The organism is Streptomyces sp. NPDC004126, from assembly GCF_050275515.1.
GTDB lineage: Bacteria > Actinomycetota > Actinomycetes > Streptomycetales > Streptomycetaceae > Streptomyces.
Window position 1 is genome coordinate 47,974 of sequence record NZ_JBNNPF010000021.1, and the last position, 13,741, is coordinate 61,714.

The window sequence follows — 13,741 nt, forward strand, 5'->3', positions numbered from 1 at the left end:
CGGGCCCCGCCCGCCGCCTCCGCTCCGCTCCGCCGCACAGCACACCCCGCTCCCGTTCACCAGAAGGGCCACGGCAGACACGATGACACCGAAGACGAAGGCGGCCGGCGACGGCAGCGGGCTGGTCGAGATGGCCTGGGACCCGATCACCCGGATCGTGGGCAGCCTCGGCATCCACACGAAGATCGACTTCAAGCAGAAGCGGGTCGCGGAGTGCTACAGCACCTCGTCGGTCTTCCGCGGCTACAGCGTCTTCATGCGCGGCAAGGACCCCCGCGACGCGCACTTCATCACCAGCCGCATCTGCGGGATCTGCGGCGACAACCACGCCACCTGCTCGGTGTACGCGCAGAACATGGCCTACGGGGTGAAGCCGCCGCACCTCGGCGAGTGGATCATCAACCTCGGCGAGTCCGCCGAGTACATGTTCGACCACAACATCTTCCAGGAGAACCTGGTCGGGGTCGACTACTGCGAGAAGATGGTCCGCGAGACCAACCCCGGCGTCCTCGAACTCGCCGAACGCACCGAGGCCCCGCACGCCGCCGAGCACGGCTACCGCACCATCGCCGACATCATGCGCTCCCTCAACCCCATCGAGGGCGAGTTCTACCGCGAGGCCCTCCAGGTCAGCCGCTACACCCGGGAGATGTTCTGCCTGATGGAGGGGCGCCACGTGCACCCCTCCACCCTCTACCCGGGCGGCGTCGGCACCGTCGCCTCCGTCCAGCTCTTCACGGACTACATGAGCCGCCTCATGCGGTACGTCGAGTTCATGAAGCGGGTCGTCCCCCTCCACGACGACCTCTTCGACTTCTTCTACGAGGCCCTGCCCGGCTACGAGGAGGTCGGCCGCCGCCGGGTCCTCCTCGGCTGCTGGGGCGCCCTCAACGACCCCGAGTACTGCGACTTCACCTACGCCAACATGACCGACTGGGGACGGAAGATGTTCGTCACCCCGGGCGTCGTCGTGGACGGCAAGCTGGTCACCAACGACCTCACGCAGATCAACCTCGGCATCCGCATCCTCCTCGGCAGCTCCTACTACGACGACTGGGAGGGCCAGGAGCAGTTCGTCACCCACGACCCCCTCGGCAACCCCGTCGACCCCCGCCACCCCTGGAACCAGCACACCATCCCCGCCCCCCAGAAGCGCGCCTTCGACGACAAGTACAGCTGGGTGATGTCCCCCCGCTGGTTCGACGGCAAGGACCACCTCGCCCTCGACACCGGCGGCGGCCCCATCGCCCGCCTCTGGTCCACCGCCCTGTCCGGACTGGTCGACGTCGGCTACGTCAAGGCCACCGGACACAGCGTGGTCATCAACCTGCCCCGCACCATGACCAAGCCGGAGACCACCTTCGAGTGGCGCATCCCCAAGTGGTCCAACGCCCTCGAACGCAACCGCGCCCGCACCTACTTCCAGGCGTACGCCGCCGGCATCGCCCTGCACTGCGCCGAGAAGGGGCTCGCCGAGGTCCGCGCCGGACGCAGCCAGACCTGGGAGAAGTTCGAGGTCCCGGACGAGTCCATCGGCTGCGGCTTCACCGAGGCCGTCCGCGGCGTCCTCTCCCACCACATGGTCATCCGCGACGGGAAGATCGCCAACTACCACCCCTACCCGCCGACCCCCTGGAACGCCAGCGTCCGCGACAGCTACGGCACCCCCGGACCGTACGAGGACGCCGTCCAGAACACCCCCATCTTCGAGGAGAACCCCCCGGAGAACTTCAAGGGCATCGACATCATGCGCGCCGTCCGCAGCTTCGACCCCTGTCTGCCCTGCGGCGTCCACATGTACGTCGGCGGCGGCAAGACCGTGAAGTCCATGCACGTCCCCACCGGCCTGAGCGGACTCGGCGGATGAGCGCCCCCGCCGCAGACGGCCTCCAGGCCGGCCGCCGCGTCGAAGAGGTCCTCGACCGGCTCGCCGCCACCGGCGACCGGCAGACCCACGAGGCCGCCGAGGAACTGGTCCGAGTCCTCATGGAGTTCTACGGAGCCGGCCTCGGCCGGATCGTGGAGCGGCTCACCGCCCTCGCACCCGGAGCCGACCCCCTGGCCGCGCTCCTGGACGACGAGCTCACCGCCGGCCTGCTGACCCTCCACGACCTCCACCCCGAGGACGTCCACGCCCGCATCGCCCGCGCCCTGGACTCCCTCCCGGAAGCCGAACTCGCCGGCTACGACGAGCACGACGGCACCCTGCGGCTGCGCACCGCCCCCGACACGGGCTGCGGCTGCGGCAACAGCGCCGAGGACACCCTGCGCCGCATCGAGGACGTCGTGGCCGCCCACGCCCCCGAGGTCACCTCCGTGGAACTGGCACCCGCCGCACCGGCGCCCCCGCTGCTCCAGATCACCACCCGGCCCCACGCCCCGGCGCGCGTCCCGTGAGCCCCGACCGGCGGCCTCCCGCCTCCGCACAGGGCCTGAGGCGCTTCACCCGGCCCCGCGCCCCCCGCCCCGAGAGCTGCGAACTGTGCGGCACGGCCGTCGCCCCGGACGGCCACCGCCACCTCGTGGAGACCGACGAACGCGCCCTGGTCTGCGCCTGTGCCCCCTGCGCCCTGCTCTTCGACCGCCCCGGCGCCGGCGCGGGCCGCTTCCGCACCGTCCCCGACCGCTACCTGAGCGACCCCGGCAACCGCTGGGACGACGAAGCCTGGGACCTCCTCCAGATCCCCGTCGGCGTCGCCTTCTTCTTCCGCAACGCCGTCCTCGACCGGCTCGTCGCCCTCTACCCCAGCCCGGCCGGGGCCACCGAGAGCGAACTCGACCCCGCCACCTGGCAGCGCGTCCTCGACGCCGGACCGCTCGCCGCCCTCCTCGAACCCGACGTCGAGGCACTGCTGCTGCGCCGCACGCACGGCCGCACCGCCTGCTACCTCGTCCCCGTCGACATCTGCTACGAACTGGTGGGCCGCATGAGACTGCTGTGGCAGGGCTTCGACGGCGGCGCGGAAGCCCGCGCCGCCCTCGACGCCTTCTTCACCGAGGTCGAACGCCGCGCCGTACCCGCCGGCAGGCAGCCCGCCACGGCACCGGCCGGGGAGCCGCGGCCATGACCGACCTCACCTTCACCTGCACCGGGGTGCGCGCCGACCCCTACGCGGCCGGCCCCACCCTCCTGCTGCGGCTGCGCGTCTCCGCCCCCTCGGCCACCCGCGTCCACGCCCTCGCCCTGCGCTGCCAACTGCGGATCGAGCCGGCCCGCCGCGGCTACGGCCCCGGCGAGGCCGCCGCGCTCCAGGACCTGTTCGGCGAGCGCTCCCGCTGGGGCACCACCCTCCAGCCCGTCCAGTTCGCCCAGGTCGCCGTCATGGTCCCGAGCTTCACCGGGGAGACCGAGACCGAGGTGCCCGTGCCCTGCACCTACGACATGGACATCGCCGCCACCCGCTACTTCGACGCCCTGGAGGACGGCGACGTACCGCTGCTCATGCTGTTCTCCGGCACGGCCTTCACCGGCTCCGGCGGCTTCCGCGTCGAACCCGTCCCCTGGGACCGCGAGGCCTCCTACCGGATGCCCGTCTCCGTGTGGCGGGAAATGATCGAACAGCACTTCCCCGGCTGCGGCTGGCTGCGGCTGCCCCGCGACACCATGGACGAACTCCTCGCCTTCCGCTCGCGGCACGCCCTCGCCTCCTGGGAGTCGACCGTACGCGCCCTCCTGGACGCCGCCGCGACCCCGTCGACCCCCGACGCCGGCCCGGAACCCCTCCGGGCCGCCGCACTCCTGGACCGGCTGGCCGGGAGGACCGCCCCGTGACCACCACCTCCCCGCCGGACGCCCGCTTCGCGGCCGCCCGGCAGCTGGCCGACGCCGTCCTCTTCGAGGGGTACGTGCTGTACCCCTACCGGGCCTCCGCCGCCAAGAACCGGATGCGCTGGCAGTTCGGCGTCCTCGTGCCGCCCGCCTGGGGCCCCGCGCACGGCGAACACTCCTTCCAGCGGACCGAGCTGGTCATGGAACCCAGGGGCGAGGCCGTCCTCCACCTCGAACTCCGCTTCCTGCGGGCCTGGCGGCGCACCGTCGAACAGGCCCTCGGGGACGGCTCGTTCACTCCCGTGCCCGAACTGCACCTGCCCGACCGGGTCCTCGTCCCCTGGGACGAGGGCACGGAGGAACAGGCCGAACTGACCGTGCCCGTCGCCGAGCTCGCCGCGGGCGAGGTGACCCTGCCCCTGGTCCGCCCCGCCCAGGAGGAGACCGAACCCGTCCTCGACGCCGACGGCCGCCGATGCGGCCGGCTGGTCCGCACCGCCGAGCGCATCGACGCCGAGGTCCGGCTGACCGCCGAGGAACTCGACGTGCCCTACCGGGCGCTGAGACTCACCGCCGTCGTCGAGAACACCGCCGCCTGGACCCCGGAGCCCGGCGCCGGCCGCGACAGCGCCCTGCCCCGCTCCCTCGTCGCCGCCCACCTCTTGCTGGGCCTCAGCGCCGGCTCCTTCCTCTCCATGACCGACCCGCCCGAATGGGCCCGGCCCGCCGTCCGCGGCTGCGACAACCGCCACACCTGGCCCGTCCTGGCCGGCGAGGAGGGCCGCGCCGACGTGGTCCTGTCCTCCCCGATCATCCTGGAGGACCACGCCGCGATCGCCCCCGAGAGCGCCGGCGCCATGTACGACGCCCTGGAGATCGACGAGATCCTCGCCCTGCGCACCGCGGCCCTCACCGACCAGGAGAAACGCGAGGCCCGCGGCACCGACCCGCGCGCCGCCGCCGTCGTCGACCTCGCCGACTCCATGCCCCCCGAGGTGCTGGAACGCCTGCACGGCGCCGTCCGCGCCCTGCGCGAGGTCACCGGCCCGGACCCGGACCGCGCCGGGGTGCCCGAGGACGTTTTCACCCCGGACACCCCCTGGTGGGACCCGGCCCACGGGGCCGCCGCCGAACCCGCACCGGAACGGATCACCGTCGACGGCCGCCCCGTCGGCCCCGGCAGCCGCGTCCTGCTGCGGCCGGGCCTGCGCCGCACCGACGCCCAGGACCTGTTCCTGCGGGGCCGCGCCGCACACGTCGAGGCCGTCCTCCACGACGTCGACGGCGGAGTGCACCTCGCCGTCACCGTCGACGGGGACCCCGGCGCCGACATCCGCCGCGAACAGGGCCGCTTCCTGTACTTCCAGCCCGACGAGGTCACCCCGCTGGAGGACGAGTGAACGGCCGGACCCTGGTCGCCGGCATCGGCAACGTCTTCCTCGGCGACGACGGCTTCGGCGTCGAGACGGTCCGCGCCCTGGCCGCCCAGCCGCTGCCCGAGGGAGTGGAGGCGGTCGACTTCGGCGTGCGCGGCGTCCACCTCGCCTACCAGCTCCTCGACGGCTACGACACCCTCGTCCTCGTCGACGCGACCGCCCGCGGCTCCGCACCCGGCACCCTCCACCTCATCGAGGCCGACGGAACGGGCCCCATCGATCCGCGGAGCGCGGTGCTCGACGGACACGACATGTCCCCCGACACGGTCCTCGCCCTCCTCGACACCCTCTGCGCGGGCACCGGAGCCACCCCGCCCCGGCGCACCCTCGTCGTCGGCTGCGAACCCGCCACCGTCGAGGAGGGGATCGGCCTGAGCCCGCCCGTGGCCGCCGCCGTACCCCACGCCGTACGCATGGTCCAGGAACTGCTCCCCGGGAGAACCCCATGAAGAAGGCCCTCGTGTTCACCATGGCCGCCGTGGTCGGCGCCGTCCTGGTGGCCTCGCTCCCCGACCTCAGGCGCTACCTGCGCATCAGCCGCATGTGACCGCGCACCCCGCGTGCCGCCCGAACGGCGTACGGGTCCCCGGTGCGTCGGCGCGCCCGTCCGCCGGGCACCCGCCCCGCCGGTCTAATGAGGCGCGGCAGGACGGAGTCCGATGCACGAGATGTCGATCGCCATGGCCGTCGTGGACCAGGTGGCGGAAGCGGCCCAGGCCGGAGCGGCGCGCTCCGTGAGCCGTGTGGAACTTGAGATCGGGGAACTGGCCGGCGTCGTCCCCGACGCCCTGGCCTTCTCCTTCCAGCTCGCCTGCACCGCGACGCCCCTCGAAGGCGCCGAGCTCGTCACCCACCCCGTGACGGCCCGCGCCCGCTGTGCTTCCTGCACGGGGGAGTGGGCCGTCGGCATGCCCCCCGAACTGCGCTGCCCCGACTGCGGGAAGGCCGACGCCGTGGAGCTCCTCACGGGGCGCGAACTGCGGATCCGCCGCGTGGTCTGGGAAGACGCCCCCGAACCGATGCCCGAGGAGGCCTGAGCCGTGTGCCGAGTGGTCGACCTGCGACAGGCGGTGCTCGCCAAGAACGACGGGGCCGCACAGGCCCTGCGCGAGGAACTCACCGCCCGCGGAACGGCGGTGGTCAACCTGCTCTCCAGCCCGGGCAGCGGGAAGACGGCCCTGCTGGAACGCGAACTGACCCTCGCCCGGGAGCGGGGCGTGCCGGTGGCCGCGCTGACGGCCGACCTGGCGACCGAGAACGACGCGCTGCGGCTGGCCCGTTCGGGCGCGCCGGTCAAGCAGGTCCTCACCGACGGCCTGTGCCACCTGGAGGCCCACATGCTGGGCCGCCACCTCGACGGCTGGCTGCCCGAGGACACCCGGCTGCTCTTCGTCGAGAACGTCGGCAACCTGGTCTGCCCGGCCTCGTACGACCTCGGGGAGTCCCTCCGGGTGGTGCTCGCCTCGGTGACGGAGGGCGAGGACAAGCCGCTGAAGTACCCGACCGCCTTCGGGCTCGCGCAGCTGGTGCTCATCACCAAGACCGACATCGCGGAGGCGGTGGACTTCGACGAGGCGGCCTTCCGCGCCAACGTCCAGCGGGTCAACCCCGGAGTGGAGGTGCTCCGCACCTCGTCCCGCTCGGGCGAGGGCGTCGGCACCCTCCTCGCCCACGCCCTCCGCATCACCGAAGGCACCCGCCCCCACACCCCGGTGATGGCCGCCCACCAGCCCCCGCCCCACGACCACGCCGGCCACACCCACGGCCCGGGGCACGACCATGACCACGGCCCGGGCACGAGCCACACCCACGGGCCGGGTGCGGGCCACACCCCGGCCCACACCCAGGGCCCGGGGCACGAGCACGGTCCCTCCCACACCCACCCCGGCCCCGGCCGCGCCCCCCGCCACACACACGGCCCCGGGCACGTCCACGGTCCTGGCGCGGGGTACGTGCACGACCCGGCGGGGTCCGGGGCGGAGCCCCGGCGAACGGTGGAAGGGCGGGTAGGGGACAGCCCCGCAGGGCCCCAGGCCCAGGCCGCACCGCGCTCCGCACCGGAACCCCGCTGATGGACGCACCGGCGGAACGCCGCCGCGTCACCGTCCGCGGCGTCGTACAGGGCGTCGGCTTCCGGCCGTACGTCTACACCCGCGCCACCGGCCTCGGCCTCGCCGGCCACGTCACCAACACCCCCGACGGCGTTGTCGCCGAGATCGAGGGCGCCCCCGCCGCCGTCGCCGCGTTCTGCGAACGCCTCGCCGCCGACGCCCCGCCGCTCGCGGTCGTCGACGCCGTCGACCACCACGCGCTCCCCGTCGCCGGAGGGGACGCCTTCACGATCATCCCCTCCCGCACCGGCGGCCCCGCCCGCACCCTCGTCTCCCCGGACGTCGCCACCTGCGCCGACTGCCTCGCCGAACTCGCCGACCCGGCCGACCGCCGCCACCGCCACCCGTTCATCACCTGCACCCACTGCGGGCCCCGCTTCACCATCGTCACCGGACTCCCGTACGACCGGGCCCACACCACCATGGCCCGCTTCCCGATGTGCCCCGACTGCGCCCGCGAGTACGCCGACCCCGCCGACCGCCGCTTCCACGCCCAGCCCGTGGCCTGCCCCGCCTGCGGGCCCCGGCTGCGCCTGCTCACCGGGGCGCCGCCCCGCGAGGACCCCGCCGCCGACCCCGTCGCAGGGGCCCGCCGGCTCCTCGCCGAAGGGGCCGTCCTCGCCGTCAAGGGCCTCGGCGGCTACCACCTCGCCTGCGACGCCACCCGGCCCGCGGCCGTCGCCGAACTGCGCCGCCGCAAGGACCGCGGGGACAAGCCCTTCGCCCTGATGGCCCGCTCCCTCGCCGACGTCGAACACCTCGTCCTGACCGGCCCCGCCGAACGGGCCCTGCTCACCGGCCCCGAGCGGCCCATCGTGCTGCTGCGCCGCCGCCCCGCGGCGGGCGCCGCCCTCGCCGCCGACGTCGCCCCGGGCAGCCCCGACCTGGGCGTGATGCTCCCCTACACGCCCGTGCACCACCTGCTGCTGGGCCTGCCCGGCGACCCGCCCGGGCCGCGGCTGCTCGTCATGACCAGCGGCAACCTCTCCGGCGAGCCGATCGTCACCGACGACGCCGAGGCGCTGGAGCGCCTGGCCCACCTCGCCGACGCCTGGCTCACCCACGACCGCCCCATCCACGTGCCCTGCGACGACTCCGTGGTGCGCGTCTGCGACGGCGAACCGCTGACCGTGCGCCGCTCCCGCGGCCACGCACCGCTGCCGGTCGCCCTGCCGCTGCCGGTGCCGCCCACCCTCGCCGCCGGGGGCGACCTGAAGAACGCCTTCTGCCTCGGCGAGGGCCGCAGGGCCTGGCTGTCCGCGCACATCGGCGACATGGACGACCTGGCCACCCAGACCGCCTTCGCACGCGCCGAGCGGCAGCTGGAGTCCATCACCGGAGTCGCGCCCGCCCTGTTCGCCGCCGACCGCCACCCCGGCTACCGCTCCACCGCCTGGGCGGCCCGCCGCGCCGGCACCCGCCCCCTGGTCCGCGTCCAGCACCACCACGCCCACATCGCCTCCGCCATGGCCGAACACGGCCTGGACGGCACCCGGCGCGTCATCGGGATCGCCTTCGACGGCACCGGCTACGGCGACGACGGCGCGGTCTGGGGCGGCGAGGTGCTGCTCGCCGACTACGCCCGGGCCACCCGCTTCGCGCACCTCGCGTACGTCCCGCTGCCCGGCGGCGACGCCGCCGTGCGCCGCCCCTACCGGATGGCCGTGGCCCACCTGTGGGCCGCCGGCCTCGCCCGGAGCGCGGACCTGCCCGCGGTGGCGGCCTGCCCGCCCGCCGAACTGCCCGTCCTGGAACGCCAGCTGGAGCGGGGCCTGAACTGCGCGCCCACCTCCAGCATGGGGCGCCTCTTCGACGCCGTCTCCTCCCTCGCCGGCGTCTGCCACCTCGCCGGGTACGAGGCGCAGGCCGCCGTCGAGCTGGAGGCGGCCGCCCTCGCCGCCCCGGCCGGGGACCCGCACCCCGGATACCGCTTCGCCCTGCACCCCCCGCCGCCCGGCACCCCGGGCCCGTACACCGCCGACCCGGGGCCCGTCCTGGCCGCCGTCGTCGCCGACGTACGGGCGGGCACCGGTCCGGGGACGGTCGCGGCCCGCTTCCACGCCGCGGTCGCCGCGCTCGTCGCGGACACCTGCCTCGCCGCCCGCGCGGCGCACGGCCTCGACACCGTCGCCCTGACCGGCGGGGTCATGGCAAACACCCTTCTCTCCGGCGCCTGTTCACGGCTGCTGCGGGAGCACGGCTTCACCGTACTGCGCCAGCACCGGGTCCCCCCGAACGACGGGGGACTGGCCCTCGGCCAGCTCATGGTGGCGGCGGCCACGGCAGGCCGCGCCACGGAACAACCACAGCAAGGAGGGGCCCATGTGCCTGGCGGTACCCGGCAGAGTGATTGACATCGGGGAGCGGGACGGCACCCGCATGGCCACCGTCGACTTCGGCGGCGTCGTCAAGGACGTGTGCCTGGAGTACCTGCCCGACCTGAGGGTCGGCGAGTACGCCATCGTCCACGTCGGCTTCGCCCTCCAGCGCCTGGACGAGGAGTCCGCGCTCAAGACCCTGGAGCTGTTCGCCGAACTCGGCATGCTCCAGGAGGAGTTCGGCGACCCCTGGGAGCAGGCCGCGCAGTTCGGCGGCGCCCTGGAGCCCGGCACCCCCCAGCCCGGAGACGTCCCGCGGGAGGCGGCGCAGCAGTGAAGTACATCGACGAGTTCCAGGACCCCGGCCTCGCCCGCCGGCTGCTCGACGACATCCACGCCACCGTCACCCGCCCCTGGGCGCTGATGGAGGTCTGCGGCGGCCAGACCCACACCATCATCCGGCACGGCATCGACCAGCTCCTCCCCGACCAGGTCGAGCTGATCCACGGCCCCGGCTGCCCGGTGTGCGTGACCCCGCTCGAAGTCATCGACAAGGCCCTGGAGATCGCCTCCCGCCCGGGCGTGATCTTCTGCTCCTTCGGCGACATGCTCCGCGTGCCCGGCACGGGCCGCGACCTCTTCCAGGTGCGCGGCGAGGGCGGCGACGTCCGCGTCGTCTACTCCCCGCTCGACGCCCTGGACGTCGCCCGCCGCAACCCCGACCGCCAGGTGGTCTTCTTCGGCATCGGCTTCGAGACCACCGCCCCGCCCAACGCCATGACGGTGTACCAGGCGAAGAAGCACGGCATCACCAACTTCAGCCTGCTCGTCTCCCACGTCCGGGTCCCCCCGGCCATCGAGGCGATCATGAACTCGCCGAGCTGCCGGGTCCAGGCCTTCCTCGCCGCCGGACACGTGTGCAGCGTCATGGGCACCGCCGAGTACCCCGAGCTGGCCGCCCGCCACCGCGTGCCCATCGTGGTCACCGGCTTCGAGCCGCTCGACATCCTGGAGGGGGTGCGCCGCGCCGTGCGGCAGCTGGAGCGCGGCGAGCACACCGTCGACAACGCCTACGCGCGCGCCGTCCGCCCCGAGGGCAACCCGGCCGCCCTCGCCATGCTGGAGGACGTCTTCGAGGTCACCGACCGGGCCTGGCGCGGCATCGGCACCATCCCCGCCAGCGGCTGGCGGCTGTCGCCCCGCTACCGGGACTTCGACGCCGAACACCGCTTCTCGGTGACCGGGATCGACACCCGCGAGCCGGCCGCCTGCCGCAGCGGCGAGGTCCTCCAGGGCCTGATCAAGCCGCACGAGTGCGAGGCCTTCGGCAAGGCCTGCACCCCGCGCACCCCGCTCGGCGCCACCATGGTCTCCAGCGAGGGCGCGTGCGCCGCGTACTACCTCTACCGGCGCCTGGAGATCCCGACCGCCAAGACGGCACCGCTGGAGGCGACCCCCGTTGTCTGACACCGCACTGGACGTCTCGGGCTGGACCTGTCCGGCCCCCCTGCGCGACCACCCCCGCGTGGTGATGGGCCACGGCGGCGGCGGCGCGCTCTCCGCCGAACTCGTCCGGCACGTCTTCGCCCCCGCCTTCGGCGGCGAGGTGCTCGCCCAGCTCGGCGACTCCGCGACCCTGACCCTGGGCGGGGCCCGGCTGGCCTTCTCCACCGACTCGTACGTGGTGCGCCCGCTGTTCTTCCCCGGCGGCAGCATCGGCGACCTCGCCGTCAACGGCACCGTCAACGACCTCGCGATGAGCGGAGCCGTGGCCGCCTACCTGTCCTGCGGGTTCATCCTGGAGGAGGGCGTCGAGACCGCCACGGTCGCCCGGGTCGCCCAGGCCCTCGGCGCGGCCGCCCGCGCGGCGGGCGTGGAAGTGGCCACGGGGGACACCAAGGTCGTCGAGGTGGGCCACGGCGACGGCGTGTACGTCAACACCTCCGGCATCGGCCTCGTCCCCGAAGGCGTGGACCTGCGCCCGCAGCGGGTCGTACCCGGCGACGTGGTCATCGTCAGCGGCGACATCGGGCTGCACGGCGTGGCCATCATGAGCGTCCGCGAGGGCCTCGGCTTCGAGGCGGACATCGTCAGCGACTGCGCGGCCCTGGGCGGCCTCGTGCAGTCGATGCTCGCCGTCACCCCCGACCTGCACGTGCTGCGCGACCCCACCCGCGGGGGGCTCGCCGCCGCCCTCAACGAGATCGCGGCCGCCTCCGGCACCGGAGTGGTCGTCCAGGAGGGCCGGGTACCGGTCCCCGAGGCGGTGCGCAACGCCTGCGCGATCCTCGGCCTCGACCCCTTCTACGTGGCCAACGAGGGCAAGCTCGTCGCCTTCGTCCCCCGCGAGCACGCCGACGCCGTCCTGGACGCCATGCGGGCCCACCCGCTGGGGCGGCGCGCGGCGGTGATCGGCGAGGCGGTCGAGGACCACCCCGGCATGGTCGTGGCCCGCACCGGCCTCGGCGGCACGCGCGTGGTCGACCTGCCGATCGGGGAGCAGCTGCCGAGGATCTGCTGACACCGGCCCGCCGGAGACCCCGGGGCGGGTGCGCCGGGGTCAGGGCAGCTCGGGGATGAACGGCAGGTAGTCCTCCGGGCCGTCCCACGGCACCACCGCGTAGCTCGCCTCGGGCAGTTCGTTCCACACGCCGGGCAGGTCCCCGAGCGGCTCGGAGACCACCAGCCGCGTCTCATCGGACACCGCGCGCAGGTACGGCAGCTCCGGGTACAGCTGGCGCACCGTCTCGGCCCGGCTGCTGTAGTACAGCGAACGGGACCTGCCCTGGCTGGAGTAGCGGAAGGCCCACACCCGCTCGCCCTCGCTGACCGCCACCGTCATCTGGAGCGGGTCCGCCACCCCGTGCTCCTTGCCGAGCCGCTCCACCAGGCCCGCCATCCGGGCGACCGCCCCGGGCGGGTCCTGGTCGAGGCCGAAGGTCACGGCCAGGTAGAACATCACCTCGGAGTCCGTCGAACCCTCGATGCAGGGGAACAGCGCCGGGTCCACGGCCATGCACAGGTCGCGCTGGAGCCGGTGGAAGTCGGTGATCGAACCGTTGTGCATCCACAGCCAGCGGCCGTGCCGGAAGGGATGGCAGTTGGTCTGCTGGATCGCCGAACCCGTGGACGCCCGGACGTGCGCGAAGAACAGCGGCGACCGCACGTGCGAGGCCAGCTCCCGCAGGTTCCGGTTGTTCCAGGCCGGACCGATGTCACGGAACACGGCGGGCGTACCGTCACCGTCGGTGCTGTACCAGCCGATGCCGAACCCGTCCCCGTTGGTGGACTCCACGCCCATCCGCGCGTGCAGGCTCTGGTCGATCAGCGAGTGTTCCGGCTGGTACAGGACGGCGTCGAGGAGCATCGGCGAGCCGGAGTAGGCGAGCCATCGACACATGTGCACCATCCCTCTCGTGCGCCACTCCGTCCGAGCCTAACGCCCCACGCCGCCGCCCCGCCTGCCGTCGCGCCGGGCGGGTGGCATCGCACGACTCGGCCGCCTGCGTACGGGTGAGCGGTACGGCCGGAGCCGCCCGCGCGGCCGCGGCCCTGCCCCGGATGGCCGGAGCGGGTGCCGCGCGGATGCGGGGGCGCGCGGTGCGCCCCGTACCGGCCGCCGGGGCGGCGGCCCGGGCCGGCGCGGTACGGCGCCCGGCCGGGCTGTGCCCGGCCGGCACGGCCGCCGGGGCGCTCTTCCTCCTGCCGCCCACGGCCTACGGCCGCCCCTCGTACCCGGACCTCGCGCTCGTCTTCCCCGGGCGCCTACCGGCCGCCGCCCGAGTCGTCCGGCCAGCCGTACCCGGTCCGCGGCGCCTGCGGTACCGCGCCCAGCGCGGCCAGGTCCTTGTCCGCGGCCCGGCTCAGCTGACCGGCCAGGTCCCGCATCGCGCGGCTCGCCGCCAGCTCGTCGCCGATCGCGGGGACCTCCACGTCCTGCGGATTGCAGCGCGCCCGGCCCCGCCCGACCAGCGTGTCCTTCCCGGTCTCCAGCACCGCCCGGGCCTTGGTCGTGCCGTCCTCCTCGATGAGGTAGACCCCGACCTTCCATTCCTCGGCATGTGACATGGCACGCCTCCTGACCTCCGGGAGCCTCCTGCTTCCAGG

14 protein-coding genes and 1 pseudogene are annotated in these 13,741 nt (G+C 74.2%); 13 read left to right on the forward strand and 2 right to left on the reverse strand.

Annotated features, from left to right (window positions below; translation table 11 throughout):
* The first annotated feature begins 82 nt into the window (after nt 1-82).
* The 13 genes and pseudogenes from ACQKM2_RS20935 (at nt 83) to hypE (ending at nt 12,155) form a co-directional block, all read left to right on the forward strand.
* Complete coding sequence (locus ACQKM2_RS20935) at nt 83-1,867, forward strand: nickel-dependent hydrogenase large subunit (protein WP_427711716.1); 1,785 nt, start codon at nt 83-85, stop codon at nt 1,865-1,867.
* The gene (locus tag ACQKM2_RS20940) at nt 1,864-2,397 is read left to right on the forward strand and encodes a hypothetical protein (protein WP_427711718.1); all 534 of its coding nucleotides are present in this window, start codon (nt 1,864-1,866) and stop codon (nt 2,395-2,397) included. The genes ACQKM2_RS20935 and ACQKM2_RS20940 overlap by 4 nt, the downstream gene beginning before the upstream one ends.
* Nucleotides 2,394-3,068, forward strand: a complete 675-nt coding sequence (locus tag ACQKM2_RS20945) for a DUF5947 family protein (protein WP_427711720.1) — start codon at nt 2,394-2,396, stop codon at nt 3,066-3,068. Before ACQKM2_RS20940 ends, ACQKM2_RS20945 begins: the two co-directional genes overlap by 4 nt.
* Entirely contained in the window at nt 3,065-3,772 is a 708-nt protein-coding gene (locus ACQKM2_RS20950) for a DUF6084 family protein (RefSeq protein WP_427711722.1), read from the forward strand. The genes ACQKM2_RS20945 and ACQKM2_RS20950 overlap by 4 nt, the downstream gene beginning before the upstream one ends.
* Nucleotides 3,769-5,169, forward strand: coding sequence for a hypothetical protein (locus ACQKM2_RS20955; RefSeq protein WP_427711724.1), 1,401 nt, complete (start codon nt 3,769-3,771; stop codon nt 5,167-5,169). Before ACQKM2_RS20950 ends, ACQKM2_RS20955 begins: the two co-directional genes overlap by 4 nt.
* Nucleotides 5,166-5,654 (forward strand): hydrogenase maturation protease, encoded by a 489-nt coding sequence (locus ACQKM2_RS20960; RefSeq protein WP_427711726.1) that lies wholly within the window; start codon nt 5,166-5,168, stop codon nt 5,652-5,654. The genes ACQKM2_RS20955 and ACQKM2_RS20960 overlap by 4 nt, the downstream gene beginning before the upstream one ends.
* A complete protein-coding gene (locus ACQKM2_RS20965; RefSeq protein ID WP_427711728.1) occupies nt 5,651-5,752 on the forward strand; it encodes a DUF6893 family small protein in 102 nt (33 codons plus the stop codon). Before ACQKM2_RS20960 ends, ACQKM2_RS20965 begins: the two co-directional genes overlap by 4 nt.
* A gap of 112 nt (nt 5,753-5,864) precedes the next feature.
* Nucleotides 5,865-6,242, forward strand: coding sequence for a hydrogenase maturation nickel metallochaperone HypA (locus ACQKM2_RS20970; RefSeq protein ID WP_427711730.1), 378 nt, complete (start codon nt 5,865-5,867; stop codon nt 6,240-6,242).
* A gap of 3 nt (nt 6,243-6,245) precedes the next feature.
* Nucleotides 6,246-7,070 (forward strand): annotated as a pseudogene (gene hypB, locus ACQKM2_RS20975) (hydrogenase nickel incorporation protein HypB); the annotation flags it as partial.
* Between the two features lie 206 nt (nt 7,071-7,276).
* Nucleotides 7,277-9,670 carry a carbamoyltransferase HypF gene (gene hypF, locus ACQKM2_RS20980; RefSeq protein ID WP_427711732.1) on the forward strand — a complete coding sequence of 798 codons (2,394 nt, stop codon included), beginning with the start codon at nt 7,277-7,279 and terminating at the stop codon, nt 9,668-9,670.
* Nucleotides 9,639-9,971 (forward strand): HypC/HybG/HupF family hydrogenase formation chaperone, encoded by a 333-nt coding sequence (locus tag ACQKM2_RS20985; protein WP_427711734.1) that lies wholly within the window; start codon nt 9,639-9,641, stop codon nt 9,969-9,971. The genes hypF and ACQKM2_RS20985 overlap by 32 nt, the downstream gene beginning before the upstream one ends.
* Nucleotides 9,968-11,101, forward strand: a complete 1,134-nt coding sequence (hypD, locus tag ACQKM2_RS20990) for a hydrogenase formation protein HypD (RefSeq protein ID WP_427711736.1) — start codon at nt 9,968-9,970, stop codon at nt 11,099-11,101. Before ACQKM2_RS20985 ends, hypD begins: the two co-directional genes overlap by 4 nt.
* Nucleotides 11,094-12,155 (forward strand): hydrogenase expression/formation protein HypE, encoded by a 1,062-nt coding sequence (hypE, locus tag ACQKM2_RS20995; protein ID WP_427711738.1) that lies wholly within the window; start codon nt 11,094-11,096, stop codon nt 12,153-12,155. The genes hypD and hypE overlap by 8 nt, the downstream gene beginning before the upstream one ends.
* A 39-nt stretch (nt 12,156-12,194) precedes the next feature.
* Here hypE and ACQKM2_RS21000 read toward each other — a convergent pair whose 3' ends face one another.
* Nucleotides 12,195-13,034, reverse strand: coding sequence for a class II glutamine amidotransferase (locus ACQKM2_RS21000; protein WP_427711740.1), 840 nt, complete (start codon nt 13,032-13,034; stop codon nt 12,195-12,197).
* Between the two features lie 365 nt (nt 13,035-13,399).
* A complete protein-coding gene (locus tag ACQKM2_RS21005) occupies nt 13,400-13,702 on the reverse strand; it encodes a DUF1876 domain-containing protein (protein WP_362464027.1) in 303 nt (100 codons plus the stop codon).
* Between the last annotated feature and the right edge of the window lie 39 nt (nt 13,703-13,741).

Bases quoted from the DNA above. Each gene is read 5' to 3' on its own strand.
- ACQKM2_RS20935 (WP_427711716.1), top strand. From the start codon at position 83: ATGACACCGAAGACGAAGGCGGCCGGCGACGGCAGCGGGCTGGTCGAG.
- ACQKM2_RS20940 (WP_427711718.1), top strand. From the start codon at position 1,864: ATGAGCGCCCCCGCCGCAGACGGCCTCCAGGCCGGCCGCCGCGTCGAA.
- ACQKM2_RS20950 (WP_427711722.1), top strand. From the start codon at position 3,065: ATGACCGACCTCACCTTCACCTGCACCGGGGTGCGCGCCGACCCCTAC.
- ACQKM2_RS20965 (WP_427711728.1), top strand. From the start codon at position 5,651: ATGAAGAAGGCCCTCGTGTTCACCATGGCCGCCGTGGTCGGCGCCGTC.
- ACQKM2_RS20970 (WP_427711730.1), top strand. From the start codon at position 5,865: ATGCACGAGATGTCGATCGCCATGGCCGTCGTGGACCAGGTGGCGGAA.
- hypF (WP_427711732.1), top strand. From the start codon at position 7,277: ATGGACGCACCGGCGGAACGCCGCCGCGTCACCGTCCGCGGCGTCGTA.
- ACQKM2_RS20985 (WP_427711734.1), top strand. From the start codon at position 9,639: ATGTGCCTGGCGGTACCCGGCAGAGTGATTGACATCGGGGAGCGGGAC.
- ACQKM2_RS21000 (WP_427711740.1), bottom strand. From the start codon at position 13,034: ATGTGTCGATGGCTCGCCTACTCCGGCTCGCCGATGCTCCTCGACGCC.
- ACQKM2_RS21005 (WP_362464027.1), bottom strand. From the start codon at position 13,702: ATGTCACATGCCGAGGAATGGAAGGTCGGGGTCTACCTCATCGAGGAG.